Source organism: Aeromonas sp. s2, assembly GCF_040907935.1.
GTDB lineage: Bacteria > Pseudomonadota > Gammaproteobacteria > Enterobacterales > Aeromonadaceae > Aeromonas > Aeromonas dhakensis.
Genome location: NZ_JBFOCR010000020.1, coordinates 232333 through 257312, shown reverse-complemented (window position 1 = coordinate 257312; position 24980 = coordinate 232333). Strand labels below are relative to the sequence as shown.

Here is a 24980-nt window from a genome sequence, read left to right as displayed (position 1 = left end):
AGCGAACCGCTCCCGCCGGGACGAGGAGAGCCCACCTTGCTGCACGCTGAAACCACCTGGCGCCGGCTCGGGACCCTCTGGATCGGGCTCTGTCTGCTGCTGGCGGCTGTGCTTGCCTGGCAGCTGCCCCACAGCCGCATCAACACCAGCCTGATGGATCTGCTGCCCCACGAGTCCCGCAGCGATCTGGACCCGGCCCTGCAGCAGGGGCTGCTGCAGCAGCTCGACCGCCAGCTGGTCTGGCTGCTGAGCCTACCCGCCGGCCAGGACGGGCGCGCTGCCGCCACCTTCTGGGCGCAGCAGCTCGGCGAGCTGCCTGCCCTGTCCCGCATCAAGGGGTATCAGCCCGAGCTGGCCCCCGCCTGGCAGCGCTATCTGCACGAGCTGGCCTGGCAGCGGCTGGATCCGGCAAGCCGGGCCCGGCTTGCCGGGGGGGCCGAGGGGTGGAGCCAGTGGGTGCTCGGCCAGATCTACTCTCCCTTCGGCGGTGTCTCCCGTGCCGAGTGGCAGAGCGACCCTCTGCTGCTGACCCGGGCCGGGGTGCTGGCCGAGGCCCGCGGCCCCATGCAGCTCAAGGAGGGCTGGCTGGTAAGCCGGGACGACGCCGGCCGCGACTGGTACATGGTACGCGCCGAGCTGGATCTTTCCGCCTTCGACATCCAGCGCAACCAGGCGCTGCTGAGCGAACTGGCCGGGGCCGAGCAGCGCCTCGTCGAGGCCTATCCCGGCGCCGAGCTGCTGCGCCGCGGCACCCTCTTCTACAGCCAGCACGCAAGCCAGCTGGCCCAGCAGGACATCTCCACCATAGGGCTGGGCTCCATGGTCGGGGTCATCCTGCTCATCTGGGGTGTGTTTCGCTCCACCCGGGCGCTACTGCTCTCCCTGCTGCCCATCGGCGTGGGGTTGATGTGGGGGCTCGGCACAGTGCTCATCCTGTTCGGCGAGATCCACGTCTTCACCCTAGTGATCAGCAGCAGCCTCATCGGCATCGCCATCGATTACGCCATCCACTTTCTGTGTGAGCGGCGGCTGCACGGCGACGACGAGACGCCGCACCAGACCCGGCTGAAGTTGCTGCCGAGTCTGTCGCTGGCGGTGCTGACCACCCTGATCGGCTATGGCCTGCTCTGGTTCGCTCCCTTCCCCGGCTTGCAGCAGCTGGCGGTGTGCGCGCTGGCTGGGCTGTTCAGCGCCTTCATCACTGTGCTCTGCCTGTTTCCGCGCTGGGCCGGCCCGCTGCCGACAAGGCCGCTTTTGGGCCAGCGCTGGTTGCAGGGCTGGCTGCTGGCCTGGCAGCAGCGCCCGCTGCTGCGCATCGGTCTGCCGCTCTGCTGCCTGCTGCTGGCGGCCCTCGGCATCAGCCGGTTGCAGGTGGATGACGACATCCGCCGGCTGCAGCCTCTGCCAGTGGTACTGCAGGGGCAGGAGCAGCGGATCCAGGCCCTCACCGGCCAGCAGGGGGGCATGCAGGGCTTGCTGGTGACGGGGGCGGACGGCGAGCAGACACTGCAACGGCTGGAGCGGCTCCACGGCCCGCTGGCCGCGTTGAAGGCGCGCGGTGCGCTGCAGGATTTTGTCTCGCTTGCCCGCTGGCTGCCCTCGCTGGCGCGCCAGCAGGAGGATGCCGCCGCCATCCGGGCCCTGCTACCCGAGGTGGTGAGCCGGCTCAAGACGGCCGGCCTGCCGCTGCAGCCGCCCGTGCGCGAGCCACACTGGCTGACCCCGGCCGCCTGGCTGGCCAGCCCGGTCAGCGAGGGGAGCCGCCTGTTGTGGCATGCCCTGGCGGATGGCCGCGTCGCCATCTGGGTGCCGCTGGTGGGGGTGGCAGACGAAGGAGCCCTGACGGCGCTGGCGGCGGCCGAGCCAGGGGTCTACTGGCAGGATCAGCGCAGCCAGTGGAGCCAGCTGTTCGCCCACTACCGCATCAAGCTGGCGGAGCTGCTGTCGGTGGCCATCGCGCTGGTGGCCCTGCTGCTGTGGCGGCGGATGGGGGCGGCGCGAGCGGCCCGGGTGCTGCTGGTCAACCTGATTGCGCTGGCCATGGGGCTGGCGCTGCTCGCCGCCTGCGGCCAGCCGCTCACCCTGTTCGGGGTGCTGGCGCTCAGCCTCATCTTCGGCATCGGCATCGACTACGGCCTCTTCTTTGCCCACAGCGGGAGCGGGGTGGCGCGCCAGAGTTCCACCTTGCTCGCCATCCTGCTGGCCAACCTCACCACCCAGCTGGCCTTCGGTCTGCTGGCGCTGAGTCACACCCCCGCCATCGCGGGCTTTGGTCTGGTGCTGAGCGGCGGTATCTTTACCGCCTTCCTGCTCTCACCCCTGGTACTGGACCGGGGTCGACCGCAGTTGCCGGGGCCACATGGCCGGGAGCCAACCTCATCATGAAAGCCTTGTTCGTGTTCGTAATCCTGCTGCTGACCGGTTGCAGCAGCCAGCCGACCCCCACCGCCTATCTCGACAAGGGGACCGTCATGACGCTGCCGGCCCCCGTGCTGGCCGCCCCCTTCTATCGCCAGCAACTGCTGACCGCCAGCGTGGGGGGGAGCAACCACCAGCTGATGACGGTACTGGAGGCGGACGGCCACCAGCTGACCCTGGTAGGGCTGACCCCGAGCGGGGTACGGCTGTTTCTGGTGCGCTATGACCAGCAGGGCATCGAGACCCGCCAGCTCAGCCCGCTGCTCACCAGCGGCATGCCGCCGGTGAGCCAGGTGCTGGCGGACGTGATGCTCTGCTACTGGCCGCTGGCCAGCTGGCAACCGCAACTGCCGCCAGGCTGGACGCTGCGTGACGAGGGGCTGCTGCGCCGACTGCGCGCCCCCGACGGCACTTTGGTGACCGAAATCCGCTACCGCGACGCCGACGGCGTGCGCGAGCCGGTCGGCCTGCAGCAACACGTGTTCAACTACCGCCTGCAACTGGAGACCCTGAGCCAATGAGCTGTTATATCGCCGCCTATGGCCTCGTCTCGGCGCTGGGGACGGGGCGTGATGCCAGCGCCGAGGCGCTGCTGGCTTGGCAGAGAGAGGGCATCAGCCCGCTGGATCGCCACCGGACGGCGCTGCTGGATGGTCGGCTGACCCCGGTCGGGCGGGTGGAGGACGCGCTGCCGGCCATCCCGGTGGCGCTGGCCCCCTACGCCTCGCGCAACAACCAGTTGCTGCTGGCGGCGCTGGCCCAGATCCGGCCCGCCCTCGATGAGGCGCTGGCCACCTTTGGCTGCGACCGTGTCGGCCTGGTGCTAGGCACCAGTACCGCCGGGATCGGCGAGGCCGAGCTGGCGGTGGCGGCTGCCCGGCGCGGGGAAGCCGTGCCGCCAGCCTTTGACTATCGCCAGCAGGAGCTGGGCTCGCCGTCGGAATTTCTGGCCCGCCACCTCGGCCTGAGCGGGCCGGCCTGGACGATTTCCACCGCCTGCTCCTCCAGCGCGCGCGCCTTCATCAGTGGCCAGCGGCTGCTGGCGGCCGGACTGGCAGACGTCGTGCTGGTGGGCGGTGCCGACAGCCTGTGCGGGCTCACCCTCAACGGCTTTGACAGCCTGGAGTCCCTCAGCTGTGCGCGTTGCCAGCCGTTCGATGAGACCCGCCAGGGGATCAACATCGGCGAGGGGGCGGCGCTGTTTCTGTTGAGCCGCACGCCTGCGCCGCTGGCGCTGCTGGGAGCGGGGGAGTCCTCCGATGCCTGGCACATCTCGGCGCCTCATCCAGAGGGTGTCGGCGCCGAGGCGGCCATGCGCATGGCGCTGGCCCAGGCGGGCCTGACGCCGGCGCAGGTGGGCTACGTCAACCTGCACGGCACCGCTACCCGCCTCAACGACGCCATGGAGAGCCAGGCGGTGCATCGGCTGTTTGGTGCCGAGGTGCCCTGCAGCTCCACCAAGCCGCTCACCGGTCACACCCTGGGGGCGGCGGGAGCCATCGAGGCCGCGCTCGCCTGCCTGTTGCTGGAGCGCGCTCTGCCACTGCCGCCCCAGCGGGTGGCCACGGCGGATCCGGCCTTGGCCCCCATCCGGCTGGTGAGCGGCGAGGTGCCACTGGCGGCGCCCCGGGTGCTCTCCAACTCCTTTGCCTTCGGTGGCAACAATGTCAGCCTGCTGTTTGGGAGCGTTCACCATGAATGAGCCAGGTTCACTGCCCGCCATCGAGACCCTGCTGCCCCACCAGGCCCCCATGCTGCTGCTGGACCGGCTCTGCGCGGCGGATGCCCAGCAGGCGCGCTGCGAGACCCGTATCGGTGCCCGCCATGCCCTGCTGCTGGATGGTGAGGGCAACTTGCCGGGTTGGGTCGGTATCGAGCTGATGGCCCAGACCATCGCTGCCTGGGCCGGCATGCAGGGGCACCTGCGCGGCGAGCCGGTGCGCATCGGCATGCTGCTCGGCAGTCGCAAGTATCGCTGCCTGCGCCCCGTCTTCGCGGCCGGCAGCCTGCTCACCATAGAGGCGTGCTGCCTGTTGCAAGACGGCGGCATGGCCAGTTTTGATTGCCGGATCCTGCTGGCGGGGGAGGAGTGCGCCCAGGCGCGACTCTCCACCTACCAGCCGAGCCCCGGCGAATTGTCCGATTTGTTAGCCTGAGGAAGCTTCATGATCTCTAGCGTATTGGTCACGGGCGCCAGCAAGGGGATAGGCCGCGCCATCGCCCTCAAGCTGGCGGCCGACGGTTTTTCCATCGTGGTGCACTACCACAGCGATCGGGCTGGCGCCGAGGCCACCCTGGCCAGCTTGCAGGCGGCCGGCGGGCAGGGGCGTCTGCTCCAGTTCGACCTTGCCGATCGCGAGGGGTGCCGCGCGCGGCTGGAGGCCGACATGGCCGAGCATGGCGCCTATTACGGCGTGGTCTGCAACGCCGGCATCATCCGTGACGCCGCCTTTCCCGCCCTCACCGACGAGGAGTGGGACGGGGTGCTGCACACCAACCTGGACGGCTTCTACAACCTGCTCAAGCCCTGCATCATGCCGATGATCGGCCTGCGCCGGGGCGGGCGCATCGTGACCATCTCCTCGGTGTCCGGGCTGATGGGCAACCGGGGCCAGGTCAACTACAGCGCCGCCAAGGCGGGCATCATGGGGGCCACCAAGGCGTTGGCCCTCGAGCTTGCCAAGCGCAAGATCACCGTCAACTGCGTGGCCCCCGGCCTCATCGACACCGGCATGGTGGACGAGGAGGTGAAGGCTGAGGCGATGAAGATCATTCCGCTCAAGCGGATGGGGCAGGCCGACGAGGTGGCCGGTCTGGTCTCCTATCTGATGTCCGACATCGCCGGCTATGTCACGCGCCAGGTCATCTCCATCAACGGAGGCATGGTATGAAGCGAGTCGTAGTCACCGGCATGGCCGGGGTGACCGCCTTCGGGCAGGATTGGCCGAGCGTGCGAGCCCGCCTGCAGGCGGGGAGCAATGCGGTGGTGAACATGCCGGAGTGGGCCATCTACGACGGTCTCAACACCCGGCTGGCGGCCCCCATTCCGGACTTCACGCTGCCGGCCCACTATCCGCGCAAGAAGACCCGCGCCATGGGGCGGGTCTCGGCGCTTGCCACCGTCGCCACCGAGCTGGCGCTGGCGCAGGCGGGATTGCTGGACAACCCGGTGCTCACCGACGGGCGCACCGGCATCGCCTACGGCTCCTCCACCGGCAGCACGGACCCCATTCGCGCCTTCGGGGTCATGCTCAACGACAAGAGCACCGCCAGCATCACGGCCACCACCTATGTGCAGATGATGCCGCACACGGCGGCGGTCAACACAGGGCTGTTCTTCGGCCTGCGCGGGCGGGTCATTCCCACCTCCAGTGCCTGTACCTCCGGCAGCCAGGGGATCGGCTACGCCTTTGAGGCGATCAAGCACGGCTACCAGACCCTGATGGTGGCTGGCGGGGCGGAGGAGCTCTGCCCGTCGGAGGCCGTGGTATTCGATACCCTGTTTGCCACCAGCCAGATGAACGACAACCCGGAGCTGGCGCCGCGTCCGTTTGACCGGCAGCGGGACGGGCTGGTGATAGGCGAGGGGGCCGGCACCCTGGTGCTGGAGGAGCTGGAACATGCGCAGGCGCGCGGTGCCACCATCCTCGCCGAGCTGGTGGGCTTTGCCACCAACTGCGATGCCGCCCACGTGACCCAACCCCAGCAGGAGACCATGCAGCTCTGCATGGAGATGGCGCTGGCCCAGGCCGGGCTCCAGCCTGAGGATATCGGCTACATCAGCGCCCACGGCACCGCCACCGAGCGCGGCGACATCGCCGAGAGTCACGCCACCGCCGCCATATTCGGCGACCGCACCCCCATCTCGTCCCTCAAGAGCTACTTCGGCCATACCCTGGGGGCCTGCGGCGCCATCGAGGCCTGGCTGGCGCTGGAGATGATGCAGGAGGGGTGGTTTGCCCCCACCATCAACCTGACCGAGCCGGATCCGGCCTGCGCTCCGCTCGATCACGTGGTGGGCAGCGGTCGCACGCTGGCGGTGGAGTACCTGATGTCCAACAACTTTGCCTTTGGCGGTATCAACACCTCCCTCATCTTCAAACGCTGGTCCTGAGTGTCGGTGCCCTGCCTGGCAGGGCGCCGGTACAGGCTGGGTTTAGCCTTGATGAATTAATATGCCCCCCGTTTTTTTTCGGGAGGCATCATGTCTGTGTTATCTGCTTTTTCTTTTTCTGCCAAGCGTCTGCGCGTCATTCAGGGCGTTCTGTTATCCACCTTGTTGTGGGCGTTGGCCGCCCCGGCCATGGCCGATGATGAATTTCGGCTGGGCAAGACCATTCTGCTCGGGGTCGGCGATCATCCCGCCATCATCCCCATGCTCGCCTGCCGGCCGACCAAATCCATCATGGTCAAGGCTGGGCGGGAATTAACCCTGGAGCGGGTCAAGGTGTTTTATGGCAATGATCGCAGCAAGACCCTCTATTTCGGCAAGGAGCTGAGAGAGGATCAGGAGTCGGAGTGGAAATCCCTCGGCAGCCGGCTCTGTATCAAGCGGATCGAGGTATACGGCAATTCGGAAGGGAGTCGGGCCGGGGTCAAGGTGTACGGCCGCAAATAAGCAAAGGGCGGGGTAAATCCCCGCCCAGCTTTTATTTCTTCGGGCGAAACGGCTTGATGACGGCCTCGTCGCACTCGAGATAGGGGCCTTCCATCAGATCGATGCAGTAGGGGATGGCGGGGAAGACCGCATCCAGACATTCGCGGATGGACTTGGGCTTGCCCGGCAGATTGACGATGAGCGAGCTGCCGCGCAGGCCGGCGGTCTGGCGCGACAGGATGGCGGTCGGCACGAACTTGAGGGACTCGGCCCGCATCAGCTCGCCAAAGCCCGGCATCATGCGATCGCACACCGCCTCGGTCGCCTCCGGGGTGACGTCCCGTTTGGCCGGCCCGGTGCCACCCGTGGTGACGATGAGGCTGCACTGCTCCTGGTCCGCCAGCCGGATCAGGGTTGCCTCGATCTGCTCCTGCTCGTCGGGGATCACCTCATAAAGGGGTTCCCATTCCGAGGTCAGATAGGCGTTCAGGGTGTCGATGATGGCCTTGCCGGAGAGATCTTCGTAGATGCCCGCACTGGCGCGATCGCTGACGGTGACGATACCGATTCTTGCCTTGCTCATGGTCTGCTCTTGGTTGCCGCTATAAGTGGCAAATAAAATAACATAATCAGCAAGATATGTTAAACCAGCCAGATCGCGGCGCGAAGGCGAGCGTCAAATGGCAAACTATATTGGCCGCTTCCTTTCAATAAGACATAACATCGGCATATTGCCGTGCCAAAAATGTATAAACGAACCCGCCATCGATATTCAGGAATAATCGCTTGATCCATAACGAATAACCGGTTCGGGGTTTCCATGCGCCGTCATCTTTTGGCGCAGCGGGAGGGGAAAGCCGGCCTCATGGATTGAACCGCAGCGGGGTTCGGCTTATATAACACCTGAAGCGATTGGTGAAAATATGAACCGATTGTTGTTGTTTGAGTATCACCATGCAGCGGCTGGCCGCGGGAGGGCATATGGAGTTGCCTGATTTTGATACCTTGAAACGGCTGGCGGTGGCGGAGCCCGAGCGGCTCGACGAGTTGCTTCAGCAAGAGATAGAAGGTCTGATAGACCGGGTCAGCCCGCAGCAGCAAATGCGCCTGCGCGGCCTGCAATTTCGCATCGACTGTCAGCGCCAGCTGGCCAAGAACAATATGGACAGCTGCATCCGGATTGCCGCCATGATGCACGACTCCTTTTATTCCATGCGCTGTGAAATGGTTCAACTCAATAATCCTGATTATGTCGAGCCGCTACCGGAATATAAAGAGAACAACATCCTCTATTTCAGCGATTATTATCGCAAGAAAAAATAATATTATTCCGGATGAGTCATTTTAATATATTCCCGCCATTATCGTGGTTTCCGGGTGAGACTATCTGACTGGCGTTGAACAGTTTGGGGTGATTTGTAATCCATTTGATGTATTTTTGTGTCGCTTTTTATTTTATTTGAGTTTGTTTATTGGCGTGATATGTGTAGATGAACGGCGCCGATAGTTAGGCTAACATGGCGACACTTTTTTAATTTGCTACGACTCGAAGGGATTATGAGAAGTATCACACCAAGGCGGGTGCTGTCGCGGGAACAGCAGACGGAGATCACCCGGATCATCGTCAAGGTAGGCCAGATGCTGGCCCAGTTCGGCGCCGAGAGTCGCATCATAGAGCAGACCACGGTCCGGCTCGGCATGGCGCTCGGGCTTGAGAGCGTAGAGATGGCCATCTCCTCCAGCGCCATCGTGCTCACCAGCCTCTATCAGGGCAGTTGCGTCACCACCACCCGGCGGGTGCGCGAGCACGGCATCAACATGCAGGTGGTGTGCGAGATCCAGCGCATCTGCATCATGGCGGAGAAGGATCTGATCGGCGCGCGGGAAGTGCGTCAGCGCCTGGAGGCCATAGTACCGTTCCACTATCACCCCTGGCTGGTGGTGCCCATGGTGGGGCTCTCCTGCGGTGCCTTCAGTCTGCTGTTTGGCGGTGACTGGCCCATCTTCCTGGTGACCTGTTTCTCTGCTTCGGTCGCCATGCGGGCACGCCAGCTGATGGCGCGTCATCACCACAGCCCCCTCATCAATTTTGCCACCACCGGCTTTATCGCCACCCTGCTCGCCTCCAGCGCTACCTTCTTCAACTGGGGGGCCCAGCCCTATCTCGCCATGGCGGCCAGCGTACTGCTGCTGGTGCCGGGCTTTCCGCTCATCAATGCGGTCTCCGACATGGTGAAGGGTTACTTCAACATGGGGCTGGCCCGTTGGGGCACGGCGACCCTGCTCACCATCAGTGCGGCGATAGGGATTATTCTCGCCATGTCGGTGACCGGCATCTGGGGGTGGAAGGTATGAAGAGCTTTGACGTTGTATCGACTCTGTTGCTCGGGGCAAACCGGCTATCCATCAGCGCGCGGAACCATATCGGGATTATTCTCGCCATGTCGGTGACCGGTATCTGGGGGTGGAAGGTATGAAGAGCTTTGACGTTGTATCGACCCTGTTGAGCGGGGTAAACCGGCTATACATCAGCGCACGGAACCATATCGGGATCATTCTCGCCATGTCGGTGACAGGAAGCTGGGGGAGGGAGCCATGATGGATCTGCTCTGGCTGCTGGCCAAGGACGCCTTCTGGTCGGCCATTCCGGCGGTGGGCTTTGCCATGCTGTTCAACGTGCCGCCACGGATGTTGAAGTACTGCGCCATGGGCGGCGCCCTGGCTCACAGCCTGCGCACCCTGCTCATTCACCATGGCATGCCCATCGAGTGGGCCACTCTGGCGGCGGCGACCACGGTCGGTTTTGTCTGCGTCTACTGGTCGCGCCGGCTGCTGGCGCCGCGCCCGGTGTTCAGCGTCGCCTCCATCATCCCCATGATCCCGGGCAGCTATGCCTTCAAGGCGATGATCGCCGTGGTGGAGCTCAATATCTCCGGGGTGACCATGGAGCTTATCCAGAGCGCGGTGGAGAACGGCCTCAAGGCGCTGTTTATCGTGGGGGCCCTGAGTTTCGGTTTGGCGATCCCGTCTCTGGTCGTGTACCGTAATCGCCCCATTATCTGACAGACGGTGAGAGAAGTTGACCCCATGATGATTTCCATGATTGCCGCCATGGCCCACGATCGGGTGATCGGCCTGGACAACCAGATGCCCTGGCACCTGCCGGCGGATCTGGCCCACTTCAAGCGGGTGACCCTGGGCAAGCCGGTGCTGATGGGGCGCAAGACCTTTGAATCCATCGGGCGGCCGCTGCCTGGCCGCCGCAATCTGGTGATCAGCCGCAACCCCGACTACCGGGCTGACGGCGTGGAGGTCATCGACTCGGTGGACGCGGCGCTGGCGCTGCTGGCCGGCAGCGACGTGGCCGAGCTGATGGTGATCGGGGGCGGTCATCTCTACGGCCAGCTGCTGCCACGGGCCGACAGACTCTATCTGACCCGCATCGATCTGGCGGTGGAGGGGGATACCCGTTTCCCGGCCTTTGACGAGGGCGACTGGTCCTGTATCGAGCGCGAATCACATCAGCCCGACGAGAAGAACCCCCACCCCTACCATTTCGAGACCTGGCAGCGGCGCTGAGACCAGTATGGTCGTGTGACCCCTATTCAATAATGGGTTGACGTTTTTTGAGTGAATGACATGGATAGTGATTCAACAGTGCCTATTGCCGCCCTGCTCGCCAAGTTCGATTACGCTTCCTGGCCCCGCTTTCCCAAGCGAGAGCCCTATTGTCGCAAGAAGTTGCTAGCAAGGGTTTCCAGTGAAAATCAATTCTACGATGCAGATCGACAATGGATTGACAAGACGATCGCCAATATCCCCGTTCCTGAAGGGGATGAATACGCGCTTTTACCAATAGTCGAGAGCGTTTGCCTGGCGGAGCTGGATCACTTGGTGGGAACAAGCCTGCTGGCAGGCCGTTGGCCACAAACAGAATATCGCCGCTATCCGCTGCTCTATTGGCAACTGGTGCGTTACTACCAGATAGAGTTGTATCGCAGTAAACAGTTGAACCAGTTGCAGCCCCATGCAGGATTTAATTTTAAGCGCATGGGTTATGTGGCGATGCTGCTGGCCTTGCTCGGTGATCGCCGTCGTTTGACGGATTGTGTGGCGTTGGTTCATAGCGCCCCGGCTATCTGCCCAGCTACTAGGTATATTCGTCCCTATTTTATAGAAACCTTTGCCTTGCAGCTCACCAGCCGCTTTCTGGGGTGGGGGCCCTTGCCACTGGGCGTCGACCTGGCTCAGGAGCCGCTCTATCTGGCGCTGTTGACCTTGTGGGACAGTGAAGATGTGGGGATAGTGGGACACTTGTTGACCCAGGCATGTCATTTGCACACTTACGGCGAGCTCAAGGATCCCCGTTTCCATCGAGAGGAGGCGATCATCGGCTGGTGGCACTACTGGCCGCTGGAGGTGCTGCTGGTATTGCGCCTGCGTCAATGGGCGGGGTTGCCCTTGCCGGTAGTAGAGCATCCCCTGATGGCTGCGCCTTTTGATGCGCTGCCACCTGCGCTGGAGGATCCCGCCGAGGTGTGGCCTTACGAAGCCTTGCCGCGCCACTTTGCCACCCACTATCCCGAAGCTCCGGGACTGTTGGCGCAGATGTGCCAGCCCCCCGCATCCGCAGCGCCAGGCGTCTGGCCAACGCTGAGTGAACTGGAGCAGGTGCTCTCACGTGGTGTGCCCAAATGGCCGCCACAGCGTGGTGATGCTCCCACACCGGGCAGAAAGAGTGCCACGACATCCTCATCGACCCCATAAGAGAATCTGTATGTCTCCTTGCCTGAGCGCCTTGCTCGCCCAATTTGATTACGCTTCCTGGCCCCGCTTTCCCAAGCGAGAGCCCTATTGTCGTAAGAAGTTGCTAGCAAGGGTTTCAAGTGAAAATCAATTTTACGATCATGCTCGACAATGGATTGACAAGACGCTCGCCAATATTCCCGTTCCTGAAGGGGATGAATACGCGTTGTTGCCAAGGGTTGAGAGTGTTTGCCTGGCGGAGCTGGATCACTTGCTGGGAACAAGCTTGCTGGCAGGCCGTTGGCCACAAACAGAATATCGCCGCTATCCGCTGCTTTATTGGCAACTGGTGCGTTACTACCAGATAGAGTTGCATCGCAGCAGACAGTTGAACCTGTTGCAGCCTCATGCAGGATTTGACTTTGGGCGCATGGGGTATGTGGCGATGCTGCTGGCCTTGCTCGGTGATCGCCGTCGTTTGATGGATTGTGTGGCATTGGCTCATAGCGCCCCGGCTATCTGCCCAGCGACTAGGTTTATTCGCCCCTATTTTATAGAAACCTTTGCCTTGCAACTCACCAGCCGCTTTCTGGGGTGGGGGCCCTTGCCACTGGGCGTCGACCTGGCTCAGGAGCCGCTCTATCTGGCGCTGTTGACCTTGTGGGACAGTGACGATGTGGGCACGGTGGGACATTTGCTGACCCAGGCATGTCATTTGCATACTTACGGCAAGCTCAAGGATCCCCGTTTCCATCGAAATGAGGCGATCATCGGCTGGTGGTGCTACTGGCCGCTGGAGGTGCTGTTGGTATTACGCCTGCGTCAATGGGCGGGGTTGCCCTTGCCGGTAGTAGAGCATCCTCTGATGGCTGCGCCTTTTGATGCGCTGCCACCTGCGCTGGAGGATCCCGCCGAGGTGTGGCCTTATGAAGCCCTGCCGCGCCACTTTGCCACTTATTACCCCGAAGCTACGGGACTGTTGGCGCAGATGTGCCAGCCCCCCGCATCCGCAGCGCCCGGTGTCTGGCCTGGTCTGCGCGAGCTGGAGGCAGTTCTGGCCCAAGGTCTCCCTAAGTGGCCACCACGGCGGGGTGATGTACTCAAGACCACATGAAAACAAGATAACGGTGACTGCGGTTACTATTGCAAAAGTTCGTACAAGCCAATCCCAAAAGGTGCCGAACTGCTTACCAGATAACAGGACATGGCCTGTGCCCGGCCTTGGTATTGTCCAGTAGGTGGAGCTTTTTTATTGCTTCACTTAACTGCCCTCTAGCATTCCCTTATTTATTGCCTGTCTATCAATAGAGCCGTAAGGAATTGCCCAGTCCTTCGGCCTGTGCGGGATCCTGTCTGGTTGCCCTCTCCAATCTGCCTGATTTTCACTTTTCTTGGTTTGTCAAAACGCAATAACGATTAGTTATCTAACAAATGCATTAGTCAATTGTCGATCTTTGCATATAAGTTCGTGTTTTTTGTTGCTTAAATTAACAAGAAAAATCAATTGCTTGTATGTATCTCATTTAGCTGGGACTCTTTTGGTTATTTTGTTTTTGCTTTTAATTGCTTAGTGTTAAAAGTAATTGGCTCACGTTCGACGGTTTGCCAGGCAGCCCGTCGGCCAAGAAAAAAGGACAATATGACAGTCAAACTCGAGGTCAAATCACTCTACAAAATCTTCGGCGATCAGCCGGAAAAAGCGTTCAAATTGCTGGCCAAAGGCCATGACCGCGCCAGCATACTGCAAAAAACCGGGCAGACCCTGGGGGTCCAGGATGTCAATCTGGCCATCGACGAAGGGGAGATCTTCGTGGTGATGGGCCTCTCCGGCTCGGGAAAATCCACCCTGGTGCGTCTCTTCAACCGGCTGATCGAGCCGACCCGCGGCCAGGTGCTGATCGATGGCGAGGACATTGCCGCCATCTCCGACAGCGAGCTGCGTCAGGTGCGGCGCAAGAAGATCAGCATGGTATTCCAGTCCTTCGCCCTGATGCCGCACCTGAGCGTGCTGGAAAACACCGCCTTCGGGCTGGAGCTGGCCGGGGTGCCGCTGGCGGAACGTCAGCAGAGCGCCCGCCAGGCACTGCAGCAGGTGGGGTTGGGGCAGTGGATCGATGCCTTCCCCGATGCGCTCTCCGGCGGCATGAAGCAGCGGGTCGGGCTGGCCCGTGCCCTTGCCAATGACCCCGATATCCTGCTGATGGACGAGGCTTTTTCGGCGCTGGATCCACTGATCCGAACCGAGATGCAGGATGAGCTGCTCAAGCTGCAGGCCAGCCAGCAGCGCACCATCGTCTTCATCTCTCACGATCTGGACGAGGCGATGCGCATCGGCGATCGCATCGCCATCATGCAGGACGGCCAGCTGGTGCAGGTCGGCACCCCGGACGAGATCCTCAACCAGCCCGCCAACGACTATGTGCGCGCCTTCTTTCGCGGGGTGGATCTGGCCCATGTGTTCAGCGCCCGCGACGTGGCCAGCCGCAAGCAGATGCCGCTTATCAAGAAGCACACCACCGACGGGCCGGGCAACGCCCTGCGCCAGCTCAAGGAGCAGGAGCGGGAGTTCGGTTACGTGGTGGATCGCCGGCGCCGCTTCATCGGGGTCGTCTCGGTGGAGTCGCTCGGTCAGGCGGTCAGGGCCAAAGGCAGCCTGGAGCAGGCGCTGCTGGCGGACATCCAGCCCATCCTGGCGGACACCGCCCTCAACGAACTGATCAGCCAGGTGGCGGCCGCCCCCTGTCAGGTGCCCGTAGTCGAGGAGGATGGCACTTATCTCGGCCTCATCTCCAAGGCCAACCTGCTGAACACCCTGGACAGGAGTACCCCGGCATGAAGCGGATGAATCCCCATTTTTTACTGAGCGGGCTGCTGGCCCTGGTGCTGCTGGCGAGCCCCTCCCTGCGGGCCGACGAGGTGGCGGCCGACCCCTGGGGCGCCACGGCCTCCAGTGCCACCGAGGTGGCCGATCCCTGGAGCGATACCGCCACCGCCGCCACCGACTGGCAGGACCAGATCGAGACGGTGGATACCACAGCCGCCGTCGACTGGCTGGATCCCTTCCAGCAGGCGTTGGTGCCACTGGACAGCTGGGTCGAGGGTGGCATCGGCTGGCTGGTGGAGAACCTGCGACCGCTGTTCCAGCTGATCCGCGCGCCGGTGGAGCTGACCCTGAACGGCATGACCCATCTGCTGCAGACGGTGCCCTCCACCCTGATGATCGGCCTGCTGACCCTGATCGCCTGGCAGCTGGTGAACGGCCGCATGGCGCTGGGGACCATGGTCTCGCTGGTGATCGTGGGGCTTATTGGCGCCTGGTCCGATGCCATGGTGACCCTGTCGCTGGTGCTGACCTCGCTCTTTTTCTGCGTCTTGCTCGGGTTGCCGGCCGGCATCCTGCTGGCGCGGAGCGAGCGACTGTCACGCTGGACCCGGCCCTTGCTGGATGCCATGCAGACCACCCCGGCGTTCGTCTACCTCATCCCCATCGTGATGCTGTTCGGCATCGGCAACGTGCCCGGGGTGGTGGTGACCGTCATCTTTGCGCTGCCGCCGATGATCCGGCTCACCATGCTGGGCATTCGCCAGGTGCCTGCCGATCTGGTGGAGGCGGCCCACTCGTTCGGTGCCAGCCCCTCACAGCTGTTGTTCAAGGTGCAGCTGCCGCTCGCCATGCCCACCATCATGGCCGGGGTCAACCAGACCCTGATGCTGGCTCTCTCCATGGTGGTGATCGCCTCCATGATCGCGGTGGGGGGCCTCGGCCAGATGGTGCTGCGCGGCATCGGCCGGCTCGACATGGGGCTCGCCTCCATCGGCGGTCTCGGCATAGTGCTGTTGGCCATCGTGCTCGACCGCCTGACCCAGGCGATGGGACAGCCGGATCGCAGCCGTACCGGCCGCTGGTATCAACGCGGCCCCGCCGCCCTGCTGCTGCGCCTGCTCGGTCGCGACAAGCCAATCGATTACAAAGGAGTAAATGCATGAGACTGATCACCAAAAGGCTGGCCCTGGGCTCCTTGCTGCTGAGCGCCCAGCTGTTCGGTCCGCTCGCCATGGCCAGTACCGAGCTGCCGGGGGAGGGCGTGCGCGTTCAGCCCCTGCAGAGCTCCTTGCCGGAGGAGAGCTTTCAGACTCTGCTGGTCAGCAAGTTGATGGCGCGCCTCGGCTACGATGTCCAGCCGGCCCAGGAGGTGGACTACAACGTGGCCTACGCCTCGGTGGCGCAGGGGGATGGCACTTTTCTGGCCTTCAACTGGATACCGCTGCAGAACAACAAATATGAGCAGGCGGGGGGTGACAAGGTGTTCTTCCGTGAGGGGACCTATGTGGCCGGGGCCGCCCAGGGTTATCTCATCGACAAGCAGACCGCGACCCACTATGGCATCACCAACTTGGGACAGCTCAAGGATCCCAAGCTGGCGGCGCTGTTTGACGGCGATGGCGACGGCAAGGCCGATCTCATCGGTTGCAACCCGGGCTGGGGCTGCGAAGAGGCGATCAACCGCCATCTGGCCGAGTTTGGGCTGACCCCCACCGTCACCCACAAGCAGGGCAACTATGCGGCGCTGATCGCCGATACCCAGGCCCGCTTCAAGAGCGGCAAGCCGGTGCTCTACTACACCTGGACCCCCTACTGGCTCAGCAGCGAGCTGGTGCCCGGCCGGGATGTGGTGTGGCTACAGGTGCCCGCCGATGGCCCTGATGCGGCCAAGACCCGGCTGCCGAACGGCAAGAACTACGGCTTCCCGGTCAACACCATGCACATCGTCGCCAACAAGCGGTTCGCCGAGGCCAACCCGGCGGCCGCCAGGCTCTTCTCCATCGTCAAGCTGCCGCTCAATGACATCAACGTGCAGAACGGCCTGATGAACAAGGGACAGAACAAGCCGGCGGACGTGGAGCGTCACGCCGACGCCTGGCTCAAGGGCCACGAGGCGCTGGTGACGGACTGGCTGACCCAGGCGCGCGCCGCCGCCAGGTAATGAGGGGCGGTAGCTCGCTCTTTGCGCAAAGAAAAACGCCCGGCAGTTGCCGGGCGTTTTTTATGGGAGCCGTGCGGGGGGAACGTTCGGCTCAGATGCCGGAGCCGTCGCTCTCGCCACTCTCCTCGTGCAGGCCGCACTCGCGCTTGAGGCCGAAGAAGCGGGTCTGCTCCTCGCTCATGCCGGGCTCCCACTTGGTGGTGGTGTGCACGTCGCCGACCGAGAGGTAACCCTGCTCCCACAAGGGGTGGTAGGGGAGGTCGAACTCCTTGAAGTAGTAGAAGACGTCCTTGTTGCTCCAGTCGATCACCGGCAGGAACTTGAAGCGACCGCGCTGGATGGCCAGCACCGGCAGCTTGCCCCGGCTGCCGGACTGCTCACGGCGCAAACCCGAGAACCAGGTGCGGGCACCCAGCTCGTTGAGGGCGCGATCCATCGGCTCCACCTTGTTGAGCTGGTTGTAGCGGGTGATCCCCTCCACCCCCTGCTCCCACAGGAGGCCGAAGCGGGCCTCCTGCCAGGCCGGGGTGAGCTCGGCCCGGTAGACCTTGAGGTTGAGGGCGAGCCGCTCGGTCAGCTCGTCGATGAAGCGGTAGGTCTCGGGGAAGAGATAACCGGTATCGGTCAGCACCACCGGCACGTCGGCCCGCTCGCGGCTTACCAGGTGCAGCATCAGCGCTGCCTGAATGCCGAAGCTCGATGACAGCACGTGCTCCCCCGGCAGGTTGGCCAGAGCCCAGCGCACCCGCTCGGGGGCGCTCATGGCGTCCAGCATCCGGTTGAGGGGGGCCAGCGCCTCGACCTGCTCCTCCCGGCTCAAGGCCAGCAGGGCGTCGAGGTCGAGCCGGCCGTCGGCGGTGCGCGCCAGCCGGGCTGTATCAGTCTGTTCAGGCTGCATAGAAGTCCCTCGCGGAGTCGATGACCGGGGCTATGATCCCGGCGCGAATGACGAAATCACCGAAGCACTCGCCCGGGTTGCGATCCTTGGCCCAACGGCCGATCAGGGCGTCCAGCTCGGCCAGGATCTGCGGCTCCGTGATGTTCTCCTGATAGAGGCGCGGGATGCGGGTCCCCTCCAGGTTGCCACCCAGGTGCAGGTTGTAGCGACCCGGCGCCTTGCCCACCAGACCCACCTCCGCCAGCATGGCGCGGCCGCAGCCATTGGGGCAGCCGGTGACCCGGAAGATGATGGCGTCATCTGCCAGCCCATGTTTGGTGAGCAGCCCCTCGATGTCGGTGACAAAGGCGGGCAGCATACGCTCGGCCTCGGCCATCGCCAGCGGGCAGGTGGGCAGGGCCACGCAGGCCATGGACTGCTTGCGCTGCTCGCTCACGCCGTCATCGAGCAGGCCGTACTGGCGCGCCAGCCCTTCGATGCGGGCCTTCTCGCCGGCCGGGACGCCCGCGATGATGAGGTTCTGGTTGGCGGTCAGGCGGAAGTCCCCCTGATGCACCTTGGCGATCTCCAGCATGCCGGTCTTGAGGGGCTTGCCCGGGAAGTCCAGCAGGCGGCCGTTCTCGATAAACAGGGTCAGGTGGTGCTTTCCGTCGATCCCCTCTACCCAACCGAAGCGATCGCCACGGCTGGTAAACTCATAGGGGCGTACCGGTCCGAACTGGATGCCGGCGCGGCTCTCCACCTCGGCCTTGAAGGCCTCGACCCCCACCCGCTCCAGGGTGTACTTGGTCTTGGCGTTCTTGCGGTTGACCCGGTTGCCCCAGTCGCGCTGGGTGCTGACCACGGCGGCCGCCACCTCCAGCACGTGGGAGAGGGGCACGAAACCGAAGTCGCTCGCCTTGCGCGGATAGGTGCTGGTGTCACCGTGAGTCATGGCCAGACCCCCGCCCACCAGCACGTTGAAGCCCACCAGCTTGCCACCTTCGGCGATGGCCACGAAGTTGAGATCGTTGGCGTGGATGTCCACGTCGTTGTGGGGCGGGATCACCACGGTGGTCTTGAATTTGCGCGGCAGGTAGTTGGAACCCAGGATCGGCTCCTCGTCACCCCCCAGCTTCTCACCGTCCAGCCAGATCTCCACGTAGGCGCGGGTCTTGGGCAGCAGGTGCTCGGAGATCTTCTTGGCCCACTCGTAGGCCTCCTGGTGCAGCTCGGACTCCACCGGGTTGCTGGTGCACAGCACGTTGCGGTTCACGTCGCCGGCGGTGGCGATGGAGTCGATGCCGGTGCTGTTCAGGGTCTGGTGCATCAGCTTGATGTCGCGCTTCAGTACCCCGTGGAACTGGAAGGTCTGGCGGGTGGTCAGGCGGATGCTGCCGTACAGGCTGTGTTCCTCGGCAAACTTGTCGATCACCAGCCACTGGGCCGGGGTGATGATGCCGCCGGGCAGGCGGGCACGCAGCATGACGTTGTGCAGTGGCTCCAGCTTCTGGGCGGCGCGCTCCGGGCGAATGTCGCGGTCATCCTGCTGATACATGCCGTGAAAGCGGATCAGCTGGAAGTTGTCGCCGTTGAAGCCGCCGGTGAGCGGGTCCTTGAGATCCTGCTCTATGGTGCCGCGCAGAAAGTTGCTCTCGCGTTTCAGACGTTCGTTGTCGGCCAGCGGTCCTTCCACCGGTCCTGGAATAACTTGTTTGCTCATCAATAGACATCCCTTTGATAACGTTTGGCACGACGCAATTCGCTCAGATACTCTTCTGCTTCCTCACGGCTCTTCTGGCCATGTTCGGCAATCACATCCAGCAGGGCTTCCTGCACATCTTTGGCCATATGATTGGCGTCGCCGCACACATAGAAGTGAGCGCCTGCTTCCAGCCACTGGTAGAGCTCGAGCCCCGCCTCGCGCAGGCGATCCTGCACATAAATCTTGTTGGCCTGATCCCGGCTGAAGGCCAGGGAGATCTTCGACAGCAGGCCCGACTTCACATAACGCTGCCACTCCACCTGATAGAGGAAATCCTGGGTAAAGTGGGGGTTGCCGAAGAAGAGCCAGTTCTTGCCGTCGGCCCCTTGCGCTTCCCGCTCCTGCAAGAAGGCTCGGAAGGGGGCGATGCCGGTGCCCGGGCCCACCATGATGACGGGGGCATCGGGGTTAGCAGGCAGGCGGAAGTTGTCGTTGTGCTCCACGAATACCCGCACCTCGGCATCTTCCGGCAGACGGTCCGCCAGATAGGAGGAGGCGGCGCCGCTGCGCACTGTGCCGTCTTCCTGCGGGTAGCGCACCACGCCGACGGTCAGGTGCACCTCCTCTTCCACCTCGCTCTGGCTGGAAGCGATGGAGTAGAGGCGCGGAGTGAGCGGGCGCAGCAGGCCGATCAGCTGTTCGGCTGTGAGCGCGGTCGGGAAGCGTTTGAGCACATCCACTACCTGGGCAGAGGCCACCAGGGCGTTGACCTGGGCCTTGTCGCCGGCCAGATCCTTGAGGGCCGCGTTGTCCGAGATCTCTGCCAAGCCGGTGATAAAGCCGCCGTGCAAGCGAGTCAGCTCCAGCTCGCGGCTGAGCACCTCGCGCAGGCTGCCGCGGGCGGTGGCCTCGTCGCCGGAGAGATGAGCCAGCGCCAAGACCTCACCGACCAGATCGGCATCGTTGTCAAACCAGATGCCCAGCGCATCCCCCGGCTGGTAGCGGATGCCGGACTCTTCGAGGCTGATCTCGATGTGGCGTATATCCTTGGTCGAGTCGCGGCCGGTGATCTTCTGGTTGACCGAGAGCCTGGCCGGGAAGGGATTCTCCTTGCTGTACTGGCTGTGGCCGACCGCCTGTTGGACCGCGCTGGCCACGCTGCTGCCGGCGGAGCCGGCAGAGAGGGTGGCGGCGATGGCGTTGAGTGCCTGTTCACCCCACGCCTTGGCGGCATCCTGATAATCCACGTCCAGGCTGGCGAGTTCATGCACCCGATCGGCGCCGGCCTTGGTCAGCAGGCTGTCAAAGTCCTTGCCGGTCTGACAGAAGAACTCATAGGAGCTGTCACCCAGCCCCAGTACGGCGAACTTGAGCCCTTCCAGCTTGCCAACCTTGCCCTTCTTGAGCTGCTCGTACAGATCGACCGCGCTCTCCGGCGGTTCACCCTCCCCGTAAGTGCTCACTACCACTAGCAGGTGGGTCTCTTTCTTGAGCTGCTTGGGTTTGTAGTCAGCCATGGAGGTGAGGGTCACCGGCAGGCCTCGCGCCTCGGCCTGTGCCTTGATGGCGCTGGCCACGCCCTTGGCGTTGCCGGTCTGGGAGCCGTAGAGGATGGTGAGGCTGCCGCTGGGGGCGGCTGCTGCTGCACCGGTCACGGCAGGCTGGCTGCCCGCCTGGGAGAGACCGTAGAGATAACCGCTCACCCAGGCAAGTTGCTGGGTATTGAGGGTCGATAGAGCCTGGCTCAGCTGTCGCTGCTGCTCATCAGAGAGGGGAGTCAGGTTGGTCAGGGAGTCCTTCAATTGCATCACACACGTCTTCCATGGTCTGATTTTTGGTCAGGTTAAGGGGTGTGATGGATAACAACAAAGAATAAAAATGTCTTTTTTATTCTATTACTGCATTAAAAAGGCGATGGAGAGGGTCGCAAGGCGACTCAGGTCGACAGGGTTCTCATGGTATAAAGGGCAATGAATGAGCCCGTATTACCCACACAGGAAGCGTGAATGTCGATCATCAGCTTGTTTCATGTCAATGCCTTCAGCCGGCACCCCTTTGGCGGCAACCCGGCGGTGGTGGCGCTGGGGCCGAGTCAGCCGGATGCCACCCTGCTGGCCATGGCGGCCGAGTTCAACCAGTCGGAGACCGCCTTTCTGGTGCCTTTGGGCCGGGCCCGCTACCAGCTGCGCTGGTTCACCCCCGAGCTGGAAGTGGATCTCTGCGGTCACGGCACCCTGGCGGCCGCCCATGTGTTGTGGCAGACGGGGGCGGTGGCTGAGGATGAGGTCATTGGCTTCGAGACCCGCAGCGGCGAGCTGCTGGCCCGGCGCGAAGGGGAGTTGATCTGGCTCGATTTCCCGCGCATTGCCCCGGCGCCGCTCGTTCTGGATCCGGCCTATGCGGCGGCGGTCGGTTGCCAGCCGTTGCAAATTCTGGCGGCCGGCGCCAAGTTCTTGCTGGAGCTCGCCAGCGAGGAGGAGGTTCGTGCGCTTACCCCCGATTTTCAGGCCCTGCGCGCCCTGCCCGGTCGCGGCCTGATGGTGACGGCGCCCTCGCGCGATCCGGACCATGACTTCGTCTCCCGCTACTTCGCTCCCTGGGTCGGGGTAGATGAGGATCCGGTGACCGGCTCCAACCACTGCGCTCTGGTGCCCTTTTGGGCCGAGCGGCTAGGCAAACAGCAACTGCGGGCCCGCCAGATCTCGGCCCGGGGTGGTGAGCTGCGGCTTGAATTGCAGGGAGATAGGGTGCTGATGGCCGGTCAGGCCGTCATCTTGTGGCAGGGGGAGTGGCTGCTGCCACCAGCCTCATAAGCGCGAGACTGACGGCGGCTTGAGCGTTCGCCACACCGGTTTGTGCCTACCATAAAAAACGCCCCGCAGTTGCGGGGCGTTTTGATTGTCATGGACGGCAGCTGTGCTGCTACGACCCTGTTTCTGCGGCGCTTACTTTTGTGGACGCAGAGCCGGGAACAGGATGACGTCGCGGATGGTGTGGCTGTTGGTGAACAGCATCACCAGACGGTCGATACCGATCCCCTGACCGGCAGTCGGCGGCAGACCGTGTTCCAGCGCGGTGACGAAGTCGGCGTCGTAGAACATGGCTTCGTCGTCGCCTGCGGCTTTCTGGTCAACCTGAGCCTGGAAGCGCTCGGCCTGATCTTCCGCATCGTTCAGCTCGGAGAAGCCGTTGGCCAGCTCGCGGCCGCCGATGAAGAATTCGAAGCGGTCGGTGACGTCCGGGTTCTGGTCGTTGCGACGGGCCAGCGGAGAGACGGCGGCCGGGTACTCGGTGATGAAGGTCGGCTGCAGCAGCATGTGCTCCACGGTCTCTTCGAAGATCGCGGTGATCACGTGGCCCAGCTCCCAGCTCTTCATCAGCTCGATGTGCAGGCGCTTGGCGACGGCGGTGGCCTTCTCCAGGGTCGCCAGATCGTCACGGGTCACATCCGGGTTGTACTTCAGGATGGAGTCAACCATGGAGAGGCGCTGGAACGGCTGACCGAAATCGATGGTCAGGCCCTCTTCGCCCTCTTTGGCGTAACGGATCTTGGTGTCGCCCAGGATGTCTTGCGCCAGGGTGCGCAGCATCTCTTCGGTGAGATCCATCAGATCGATGTAGTCGGCGTAGGCCATATAGAACTCGAGCATGGTGAACTCGGGGTTATGGCGAACGGAGATACCTTCGTTACGGAAGTTGCGGTTGATCTCGTAGACACGCTCGAAGCCACCGACCACCAGACGCTTCAGATAGAGTTCCGGAGCGATACGCAGGTACATGTCGATGTCCAGCGCGTTGTGGTGGGTGATGAACGGACGGGCAGAGGCGCCACCCGGGATGACCTGCATCATGGGGGTTTCCACTTCCATGAAGCGCTTGTCGTTCAGGAACTTGCGGATACCGGCCACGACCTTGGTACGGGTCACGAAGGTCTTGCGGGACTCTTCGTTGGCGATCAGATCCAGGTAACGCTGACGGCAGCGGGCTTCCTGGTCGGTCAGACCTTTGTGCTTCTCGGGCAGCGGGCGCAGGGCCTTGGTCAGCAGGCGAATGTCGGAGACGTGAACGGAGAGTTCGCCTGTGTTGGTGCGGAACAGGGTACCTTCGACACCCACGATGTCGCCCAGATCCCACTTCTTGAACTGCTCGTTGTAGAAGCCTTCCGGCAGGTCGTCACGGGTGACGTAGACCTGGATCTTGCCTGCCATGTCCTGCAGGGTGGCGAAAGACGCCTTGCCCATGATCCGGCGGGTCATGATGCGACCGGCAATCTTCACCCGTTTACCCAGTGCGGCCAGCTCGTCGGCGCTCTTGTCGCCAAACTCGGCGTGCAGATCGCCGGAGAGGTGGTCACGACGGAAGTCGTTGGGGAAGGGGTTGCCCTGGGCGCGCAAGGCGGCCAGCTTGGAACGACGCTCCTGCATCTCGTTGTTCAGTTCGAGAGTTTGGTCGACTTCCGGAGTGGTGGTTTGTTCAGACATGGTGATTCCTGCTGTTCTGTTTTTTTACAGGCCTGACTTCAGGCTAGCTTCGATAAACTTGTCCAGATCGCCGTCGAGTACCGCCTGGGTGTTGCGGGTTTCGACGCCGGTACGTAGATCCTTGATGCGCGCATCATCCAGCACATAGGAACGGATCTGGCTGCCCCAGCCGATGTCGGACTTGGTCTCTTCGAGGGCTTGCTTCTCGGCATTCTGCTTCTGAATTTCCAGCTCGTAGAGCTTGGCTTTCAGCTGCTTCATACACTGATCTTTGTTTTTGTGCTGGGAACGATCGTTCTGGCACTGTACCACGACCCCAGTGGGAATGTGGGTAATACGTACCGCGGATTCGGTCCGGTTGACGTGCTGACCACCGGCGCCGGAGGCACGGTAGACGTCGATGCGCAGGTCGGCCGGGTTGATCTCGATGTCGATGTCATCGTCGATCTCGGGGTAGACGAACACGGAGCAGAACGAGGTGTGGCGACGACCGCCGGAATCGAACGGCGATTTGCGCACCAGGCGGTGGACGCCGGTCTCGGTGCGCAGCCAGCCGAAGGCGTACTCACCGGTGAACTTGATGGTGGCGGACTTGATGCCGGCCACGTCGCCTTCGGAGCATTCGATGAGCTCGGGCTTGTAGCCGTGGGCATCGCCCCAGCGCAGGTACATGCGCAGCACCATGTTGGCCCAGTCCTGGGCCTCGGTACCGCCGGAGCCGGACTGGATGTCGATGTAGCAGTCGGAGGGATCGTGCTGGCCGGAGAACATGCGGCGGAACTCGAGGTCCACCAGCTTGGACTCCAGCACGTCGGCTTCAGCCACAGCTTCGTTGAAGGTATCTTCGTCTTCGCCTTCCACGGCCAACTCGACCAGCATGGCCACATCGTCAGCACCCTGGGTCAGGGTGTCGATGGTGCCGACCACGTTCTCCAGCGCGACGCGCTCCTTGCCCAGCGCCTGTGCGCGCTCGGGTTCATTCCAGACGTCCGGCTGTTCCAGCTCGGCGTTGACCTCTTCTAGACGCTCTTTCTTGGCGTCATAGTCAAAGGTACCCCCTAAGCAGCTCGGTCCTCTCAGACAGCTCCTTAAGCTTGTTTAATACAGGATTGACTTCAAACATCGTGAAAACTCTCGGGGTCGATGTGATTTAAAAACGGGATATTCTAGC

At 63.0% G+C, this 24980-nt stretch carries 23 protein-coding genes; 17 read left to right on the top strand and 6 right to left on the bottom strand.

The window, feature by feature from the left end:
* Positions 1-36 precede the first annotated feature (36 nt).
* From AB5Y81_RS16910 to AB5Y81_RS16880, 7 genes are all read left to right on the top strand, one after another.
* Positions 37-2385, top strand: a complete 2349-nt coding sequence (locus tag AB5Y81_RS16910) for an MMPL family transporter (protein ID WP_279485349.1) — start codon at positions 37-39, stop codon at positions 2383-2385.
* A complete protein-coding gene (locus AB5Y81_RS16905) occupies positions 2382-2939 on the top strand; it encodes a DUF3261 domain-containing protein (protein WP_099358795.1) in 558 nt (185 codons plus the stop codon). The genes AB5Y81_RS16910 and AB5Y81_RS16905 overlap by 4 nt, the downstream gene beginning before the upstream one ends.
* On the top strand, positions 2936-4120 hold the full coding sequence (locus AB5Y81_RS16900) for a beta-ketoacyl-[acyl-carrier-protein] synthase family protein (RefSeq protein ID WP_279485350.1): 1185 nt from the start codon (positions 2936-2938) through the stop codon (positions 4118-4120). Before AB5Y81_RS16905 ends, AB5Y81_RS16900 begins: the two co-directional genes overlap by 4 nt.
* On the top strand, positions 4113-4574 hold the full coding sequence (locus AB5Y81_RS16895) for a hotdog family protein (RefSeq protein WP_279485351.1): 462 nt from the start codon (positions 4113-4115) through the stop codon (positions 4572-4574). The genes AB5Y81_RS16900 and AB5Y81_RS16895 overlap by 8 nt, the downstream gene beginning before the upstream one ends.
* A gap of 9 nt (positions 4575-4583) precedes the next feature.
* Positions 4584-5309, top strand: a complete 726-nt coding sequence (locus tag AB5Y81_RS16890; RefSeq protein ID WP_279485352.1) for a 3-ketoacyl-ACP reductase FabG2 — start codon at positions 4584-4586, stop codon at positions 5307-5309.
* Entirely contained in the window at positions 5306-6532 is a 1227-nt protein-coding gene (locus AB5Y81_RS16885; RefSeq protein ID WP_139723888.1) for a beta-ketoacyl-ACP synthase, read from the top strand. The genes AB5Y81_RS16890 and AB5Y81_RS16885 overlap by 4 nt, the downstream gene beginning before the upstream one ends.
* Before the next feature lie 165 nt (positions 6533-6697).
* Positions 6698-7036, top strand: a complete 339-nt coding sequence (locus AB5Y81_RS16880; RefSeq protein WP_017781065.1) for a DUF2541 family protein — start codon at positions 6698-6700, stop codon at positions 7034-7036.
* A gap of 31 nt (positions 7037-7067) precedes the next feature.
* Here the strand turns inward: AB5Y81_RS16880 and mog are convergent, their stop codons facing one another.
* Positions 7068-7598, bottom strand: a complete 531-nt coding sequence (gene mog, locus AB5Y81_RS16875) for a molybdopterin adenylyltransferase (RefSeq protein ID WP_010633055.1) — start codon at positions 7596-7598, stop codon at positions 7068-7070.
* 398 nt (positions 7599-7996) lie between these two features.
* On the opposite strand from mog, the gene AB5Y81_RS16870 reads away from it, so the two are divergent.
* From AB5Y81_RS16870 to proX, 9 genes are all read left to right on the top strand, one after another.
* Entirely contained in the window at positions 7997-8338 is a 342-nt protein-coding gene (locus AB5Y81_RS16870; RefSeq protein ID WP_005297955.1) for a DUF3135 domain-containing protein, read from the top strand.
* A gap of 234 nt (positions 8339-8572) precedes the next feature.
* Positions 8573-9370 (top strand): threonine/serine exporter family protein, encoded by a 798-nt coding sequence (locus tag AB5Y81_RS16865; RefSeq protein WP_005297956.1) that lies wholly within the window; start codon positions 8573-8575, stop codon positions 9368-9370.
* Between the two features lie 240 nt (positions 9371-9610).
* Positions 9611-10078 carry a threonine/serine exporter family protein gene (locus tag AB5Y81_RS16860; protein WP_005297957.1) on the top strand — a complete coding sequence of 156 codons (468 nt, stop codon included), beginning with the start codon at positions 9611-9613 and terminating at the stop codon, positions 10076-10078.
* 24 nt (positions 10079-10102) lie between these two features.
* Positions 10103-10594, top strand: coding sequence for a type 3 dihydrofolate reductase (gene folA / locus AB5Y81_RS16855; RefSeq protein ID WP_042007482.1), 492 nt, complete (start codon positions 10103-10105; stop codon positions 10592-10594).
* Positions 10595-10654: 60 nt separating this feature from the next.
* Complete coding sequence (locus tag AB5Y81_RS16850; RefSeq protein WP_279485354.1) at positions 10655-11782, top strand: hypothetical protein; 1128 nt, start codon at positions 10655-10657, stop codon at positions 11780-11782.
* 10 nt (positions 11783-11792) lie between these two features.
* On the top strand, positions 11793-12875 hold the full coding sequence (locus tag AB5Y81_RS16845) for a hypothetical protein (protein ID WP_279485355.1): 1083 nt from the start codon (positions 11793-11795) through the stop codon (positions 12873-12875).
* Between the two features lie 525 nt (positions 12876-13400).
* Entirely contained in the window at positions 13401-14597 is a 1197-nt protein-coding gene (gene proV / locus AB5Y81_RS16840) for a glycine betaine/L-proline ABC transporter ATP-binding protein ProV (RefSeq protein ID WP_010633059.1), read from the top strand.
* Positions 14594-15748, top strand: a complete 1155-nt coding sequence (gene proW / locus AB5Y81_RS16835) for a glycine betaine/L-proline ABC transporter permease ProW (RefSeq protein ID WP_244366030.1) — start codon at positions 14594-14596, stop codon at positions 15746-15748. The genes proV and proW overlap by 4 nt, the downstream gene beginning before the upstream one ends.
* Positions 15745-16746, top strand: a complete 1002-nt coding sequence (proX, locus tag AB5Y81_RS16830) for a glycine betaine/L-proline ABC transporter substrate-binding protein ProX (protein ID WP_244366033.1) — start codon at positions 15745-15747, stop codon at positions 16744-16746. Before proW ends, proX begins: the two co-directional genes overlap by 4 nt.
* Before the next feature lie 91 nt (positions 16747-16837).
* Here proX and AB5Y81_RS16825 read toward each other — a convergent pair whose 3' ends face one another.
* From AB5Y81_RS16825 to AB5Y81_RS16815, 3 genes are read right to left on the bottom strand one after another with little or no spacing between them, the layout of a single operon-like run.
* Positions 16838-17644 (bottom strand): phosphoadenylyl-sulfate reductase, encoded by an 807-nt coding sequence (locus AB5Y81_RS16825; RefSeq protein ID WP_244366036.1) that lies wholly within the window; start codon positions 17642-17644, stop codon positions 16838-16840.
* Positions 17634-19346: an assimilatory sulfite reductase (NADPH) hemoprotein subunit gene (gene cysI / locus AB5Y81_RS16820; protein ID WP_244366038.1), complete on the bottom strand. Its 1713-nt coding sequence runs from the start codon at positions 19344-19346 to the stop codon at positions 17634-17636. The genes AB5Y81_RS16825 and cysI overlap by 11 nt, the downstream gene beginning before the upstream one ends.
* The gene (locus AB5Y81_RS16815; protein ID WP_279485527.1) at positions 19346-21136 is read right to left on the bottom strand and encodes an assimilatory sulfite reductase (NADPH) flavoprotein subunit; all 1791 of its coding nucleotides are present in this window, start codon (positions 21134-21136) and stop codon (positions 19346-19348) included. Before AB5Y81_RS16815 ends, cysI begins: the two co-directional genes overlap by 1 nt.
* A 198-nt stretch (positions 21137-21334) precedes the next feature.
* On the opposite strand from AB5Y81_RS16815, the gene AB5Y81_RS16810 reads away from it, so the two are divergent.
* On the top strand, positions 21335-22141 hold the full coding sequence (locus AB5Y81_RS16810) for a PhzF family phenazine biosynthesis protein (protein ID WP_279485357.1): 807 nt from the start codon (positions 21335-21337) through the stop codon (positions 22139-22141).
* 132 nt (positions 22142-22273) lie between these two features.
* Here AB5Y81_RS16810 and lysS read toward each other — a convergent pair whose 3' ends face one another.
* On the bottom strand, positions 22274-23809 hold the full coding sequence (gene lysS, locus AB5Y81_RS16805) for a lysine--tRNA ligase (protein WP_005297982.1): 1536 nt from the start codon (positions 23807-23809) through the stop codon (positions 22274-22276).
* A gap of 24 nt (positions 23810-23833) precedes the next feature.
* A protein-coding gene (gene prfB, locus AB5Y81_RS16800; RefSeq protein WP_099358782.1) for a peptide chain release factor 2 occupies positions 23834-24932 on the bottom strand; the annotation gives its coding sequence in 2 pieces (ribosomal slippage) (positions 23834-24856 and positions 24858-24932; 1098 coding nt in all).
* Positions 24933-24980 lie beyond the last annotated feature (48 nt).

What these genes read in the sequence shown, in the direction of transcription:
- AB5Y81_RS16905 (WP_099358795.1), top strand. Translation starts at nt 2,382, where the DNA reads ATGAAAGCCTTGTTCGTGTTCGTAATCCTGCTGCTGACCGGTTGCAGC.
- AB5Y81_RS16900 (WP_279485350.1), top strand. Translation starts at nt 2,936, where the DNA reads ATGAGCTGTTATATCGCCGCCTATGGCCTCGTCTCGGCGCTGGGGACG.
- AB5Y81_RS16895 (WP_279485351.1), top strand. Translation starts at nt 4,113, where the DNA reads ATGAATGAGCCAGGTTCACTGCCCGCCATCGAGACCCTGCTGCCCCAC.
- AB5Y81_RS16890 (WP_279485352.1), top strand. Translation starts at nt 4,584, where the DNA reads ATGATCTCTAGCGTATTGGTCACGGGCGCCAGCAAGGGGATAGGCCGC.
- AB5Y81_RS16885 (WP_139723888.1), top strand. Translation starts at nt 5,306, where the DNA reads ATGAAGCGAGTCGTAGTCACCGGCATGGCCGGGGTGACCGCCTTCGGG.
- mog (WP_010633055.1), bottom strand. Translation starts at nt 7,598, where the DNA reads ATGAGCAAGGCAAGAATCGGTATCGTCACCGTCAGCGATCGCGCCAGT.
- AB5Y81_RS16870 (WP_005297955.1), top strand. Translation starts at nt 7,997, where the DNA reads ATGGAGTTGCCTGATTTTGATACCTTGAAACGGCTGGCGGTGGCGGAG.
- AB5Y81_RS16865 (WP_005297956.1), top strand. Translation starts at nt 8,573, where the DNA reads ATGAGAAGTATCACACCAAGGCGGGTGCTGTCGCGGGAACAGCAGACG.
- AB5Y81_RS16860 (WP_005297957.1), top strand. Translation starts at nt 9,611, where the DNA reads ATGATGGATCTGCTCTGGCTGCTGGCCAAGGACGCCTTCTGGTCGGCC.
- folA (WP_042007482.1), top strand. Translation starts at nt 10,103, where the DNA reads ATGATGATTTCCATGATTGCCGCCATGGCCCACGATCGGGTGATCGGC.
- AB5Y81_RS16850 (WP_279485354.1), top strand. Translation starts at nt 10,655, where the DNA reads ATGGATAGTGATTCAACAGTGCCTATTGCCGCCCTGCTCGCCAAGTTC.
- AB5Y81_RS16845 (WP_279485355.1), top strand. Translation starts at nt 11,793, where the DNA reads ATGTCTCCTTGCCTGAGCGCCTTGCTCGCCCAATTTGATTACGCTTCC.
- proV (WP_010633059.1), top strand. Translation starts at nt 13,401, where the DNA reads ATGACAGTCAAACTCGAGGTCAAATCACTCTACAAAATCTTCGGCGAT.
- proW (WP_244366030.1), top strand. Translation starts at nt 14,594, where the DNA reads ATGAAGCGGATGAATCCCCATTTTTTACTGAGCGGGCTGCTGGCCCTG.
- proX (WP_244366033.1), top strand. Translation starts at nt 15,745, where the DNA reads ATGAGACTGATCACCAAAAGGCTGGCCCTGGGCTCCTTGCTGCTGAGC.
- AB5Y81_RS16825 (WP_244366036.1), bottom strand. Translation starts at nt 17,644, where the DNA reads ATGCAGCCTGAACAGACTGATACAGCCCGGCTGGCGCGCACCGCCGAC.
- cysI (WP_244366038.1), bottom strand. Translation starts at nt 19,346, where the DNA reads ATGAGCAAACAAGTTATTCCAGGACCGGTGGAAGGACCGCTGGCCGAC.
- AB5Y81_RS16815 (WP_279485527.1), bottom strand. Translation starts at nt 21,136, where the DNA reads ATGCAATTGAAGGACTCCCTGACCAACCTGACTCCCCTCTCTGATGAG.
- AB5Y81_RS16810 (WP_279485357.1), top strand. Translation starts at nt 21,335, where the DNA reads ATGTCGATCATCAGCTTGTTTCATGTCAATGCCTTCAGCCGGCACCCC.
- lysS (WP_005297982.1), bottom strand. Translation starts at nt 23,809, where the DNA reads ATGTCTGAACAAACCACCACTCCGGAAGTCGACCAAACTCTCGAACTG.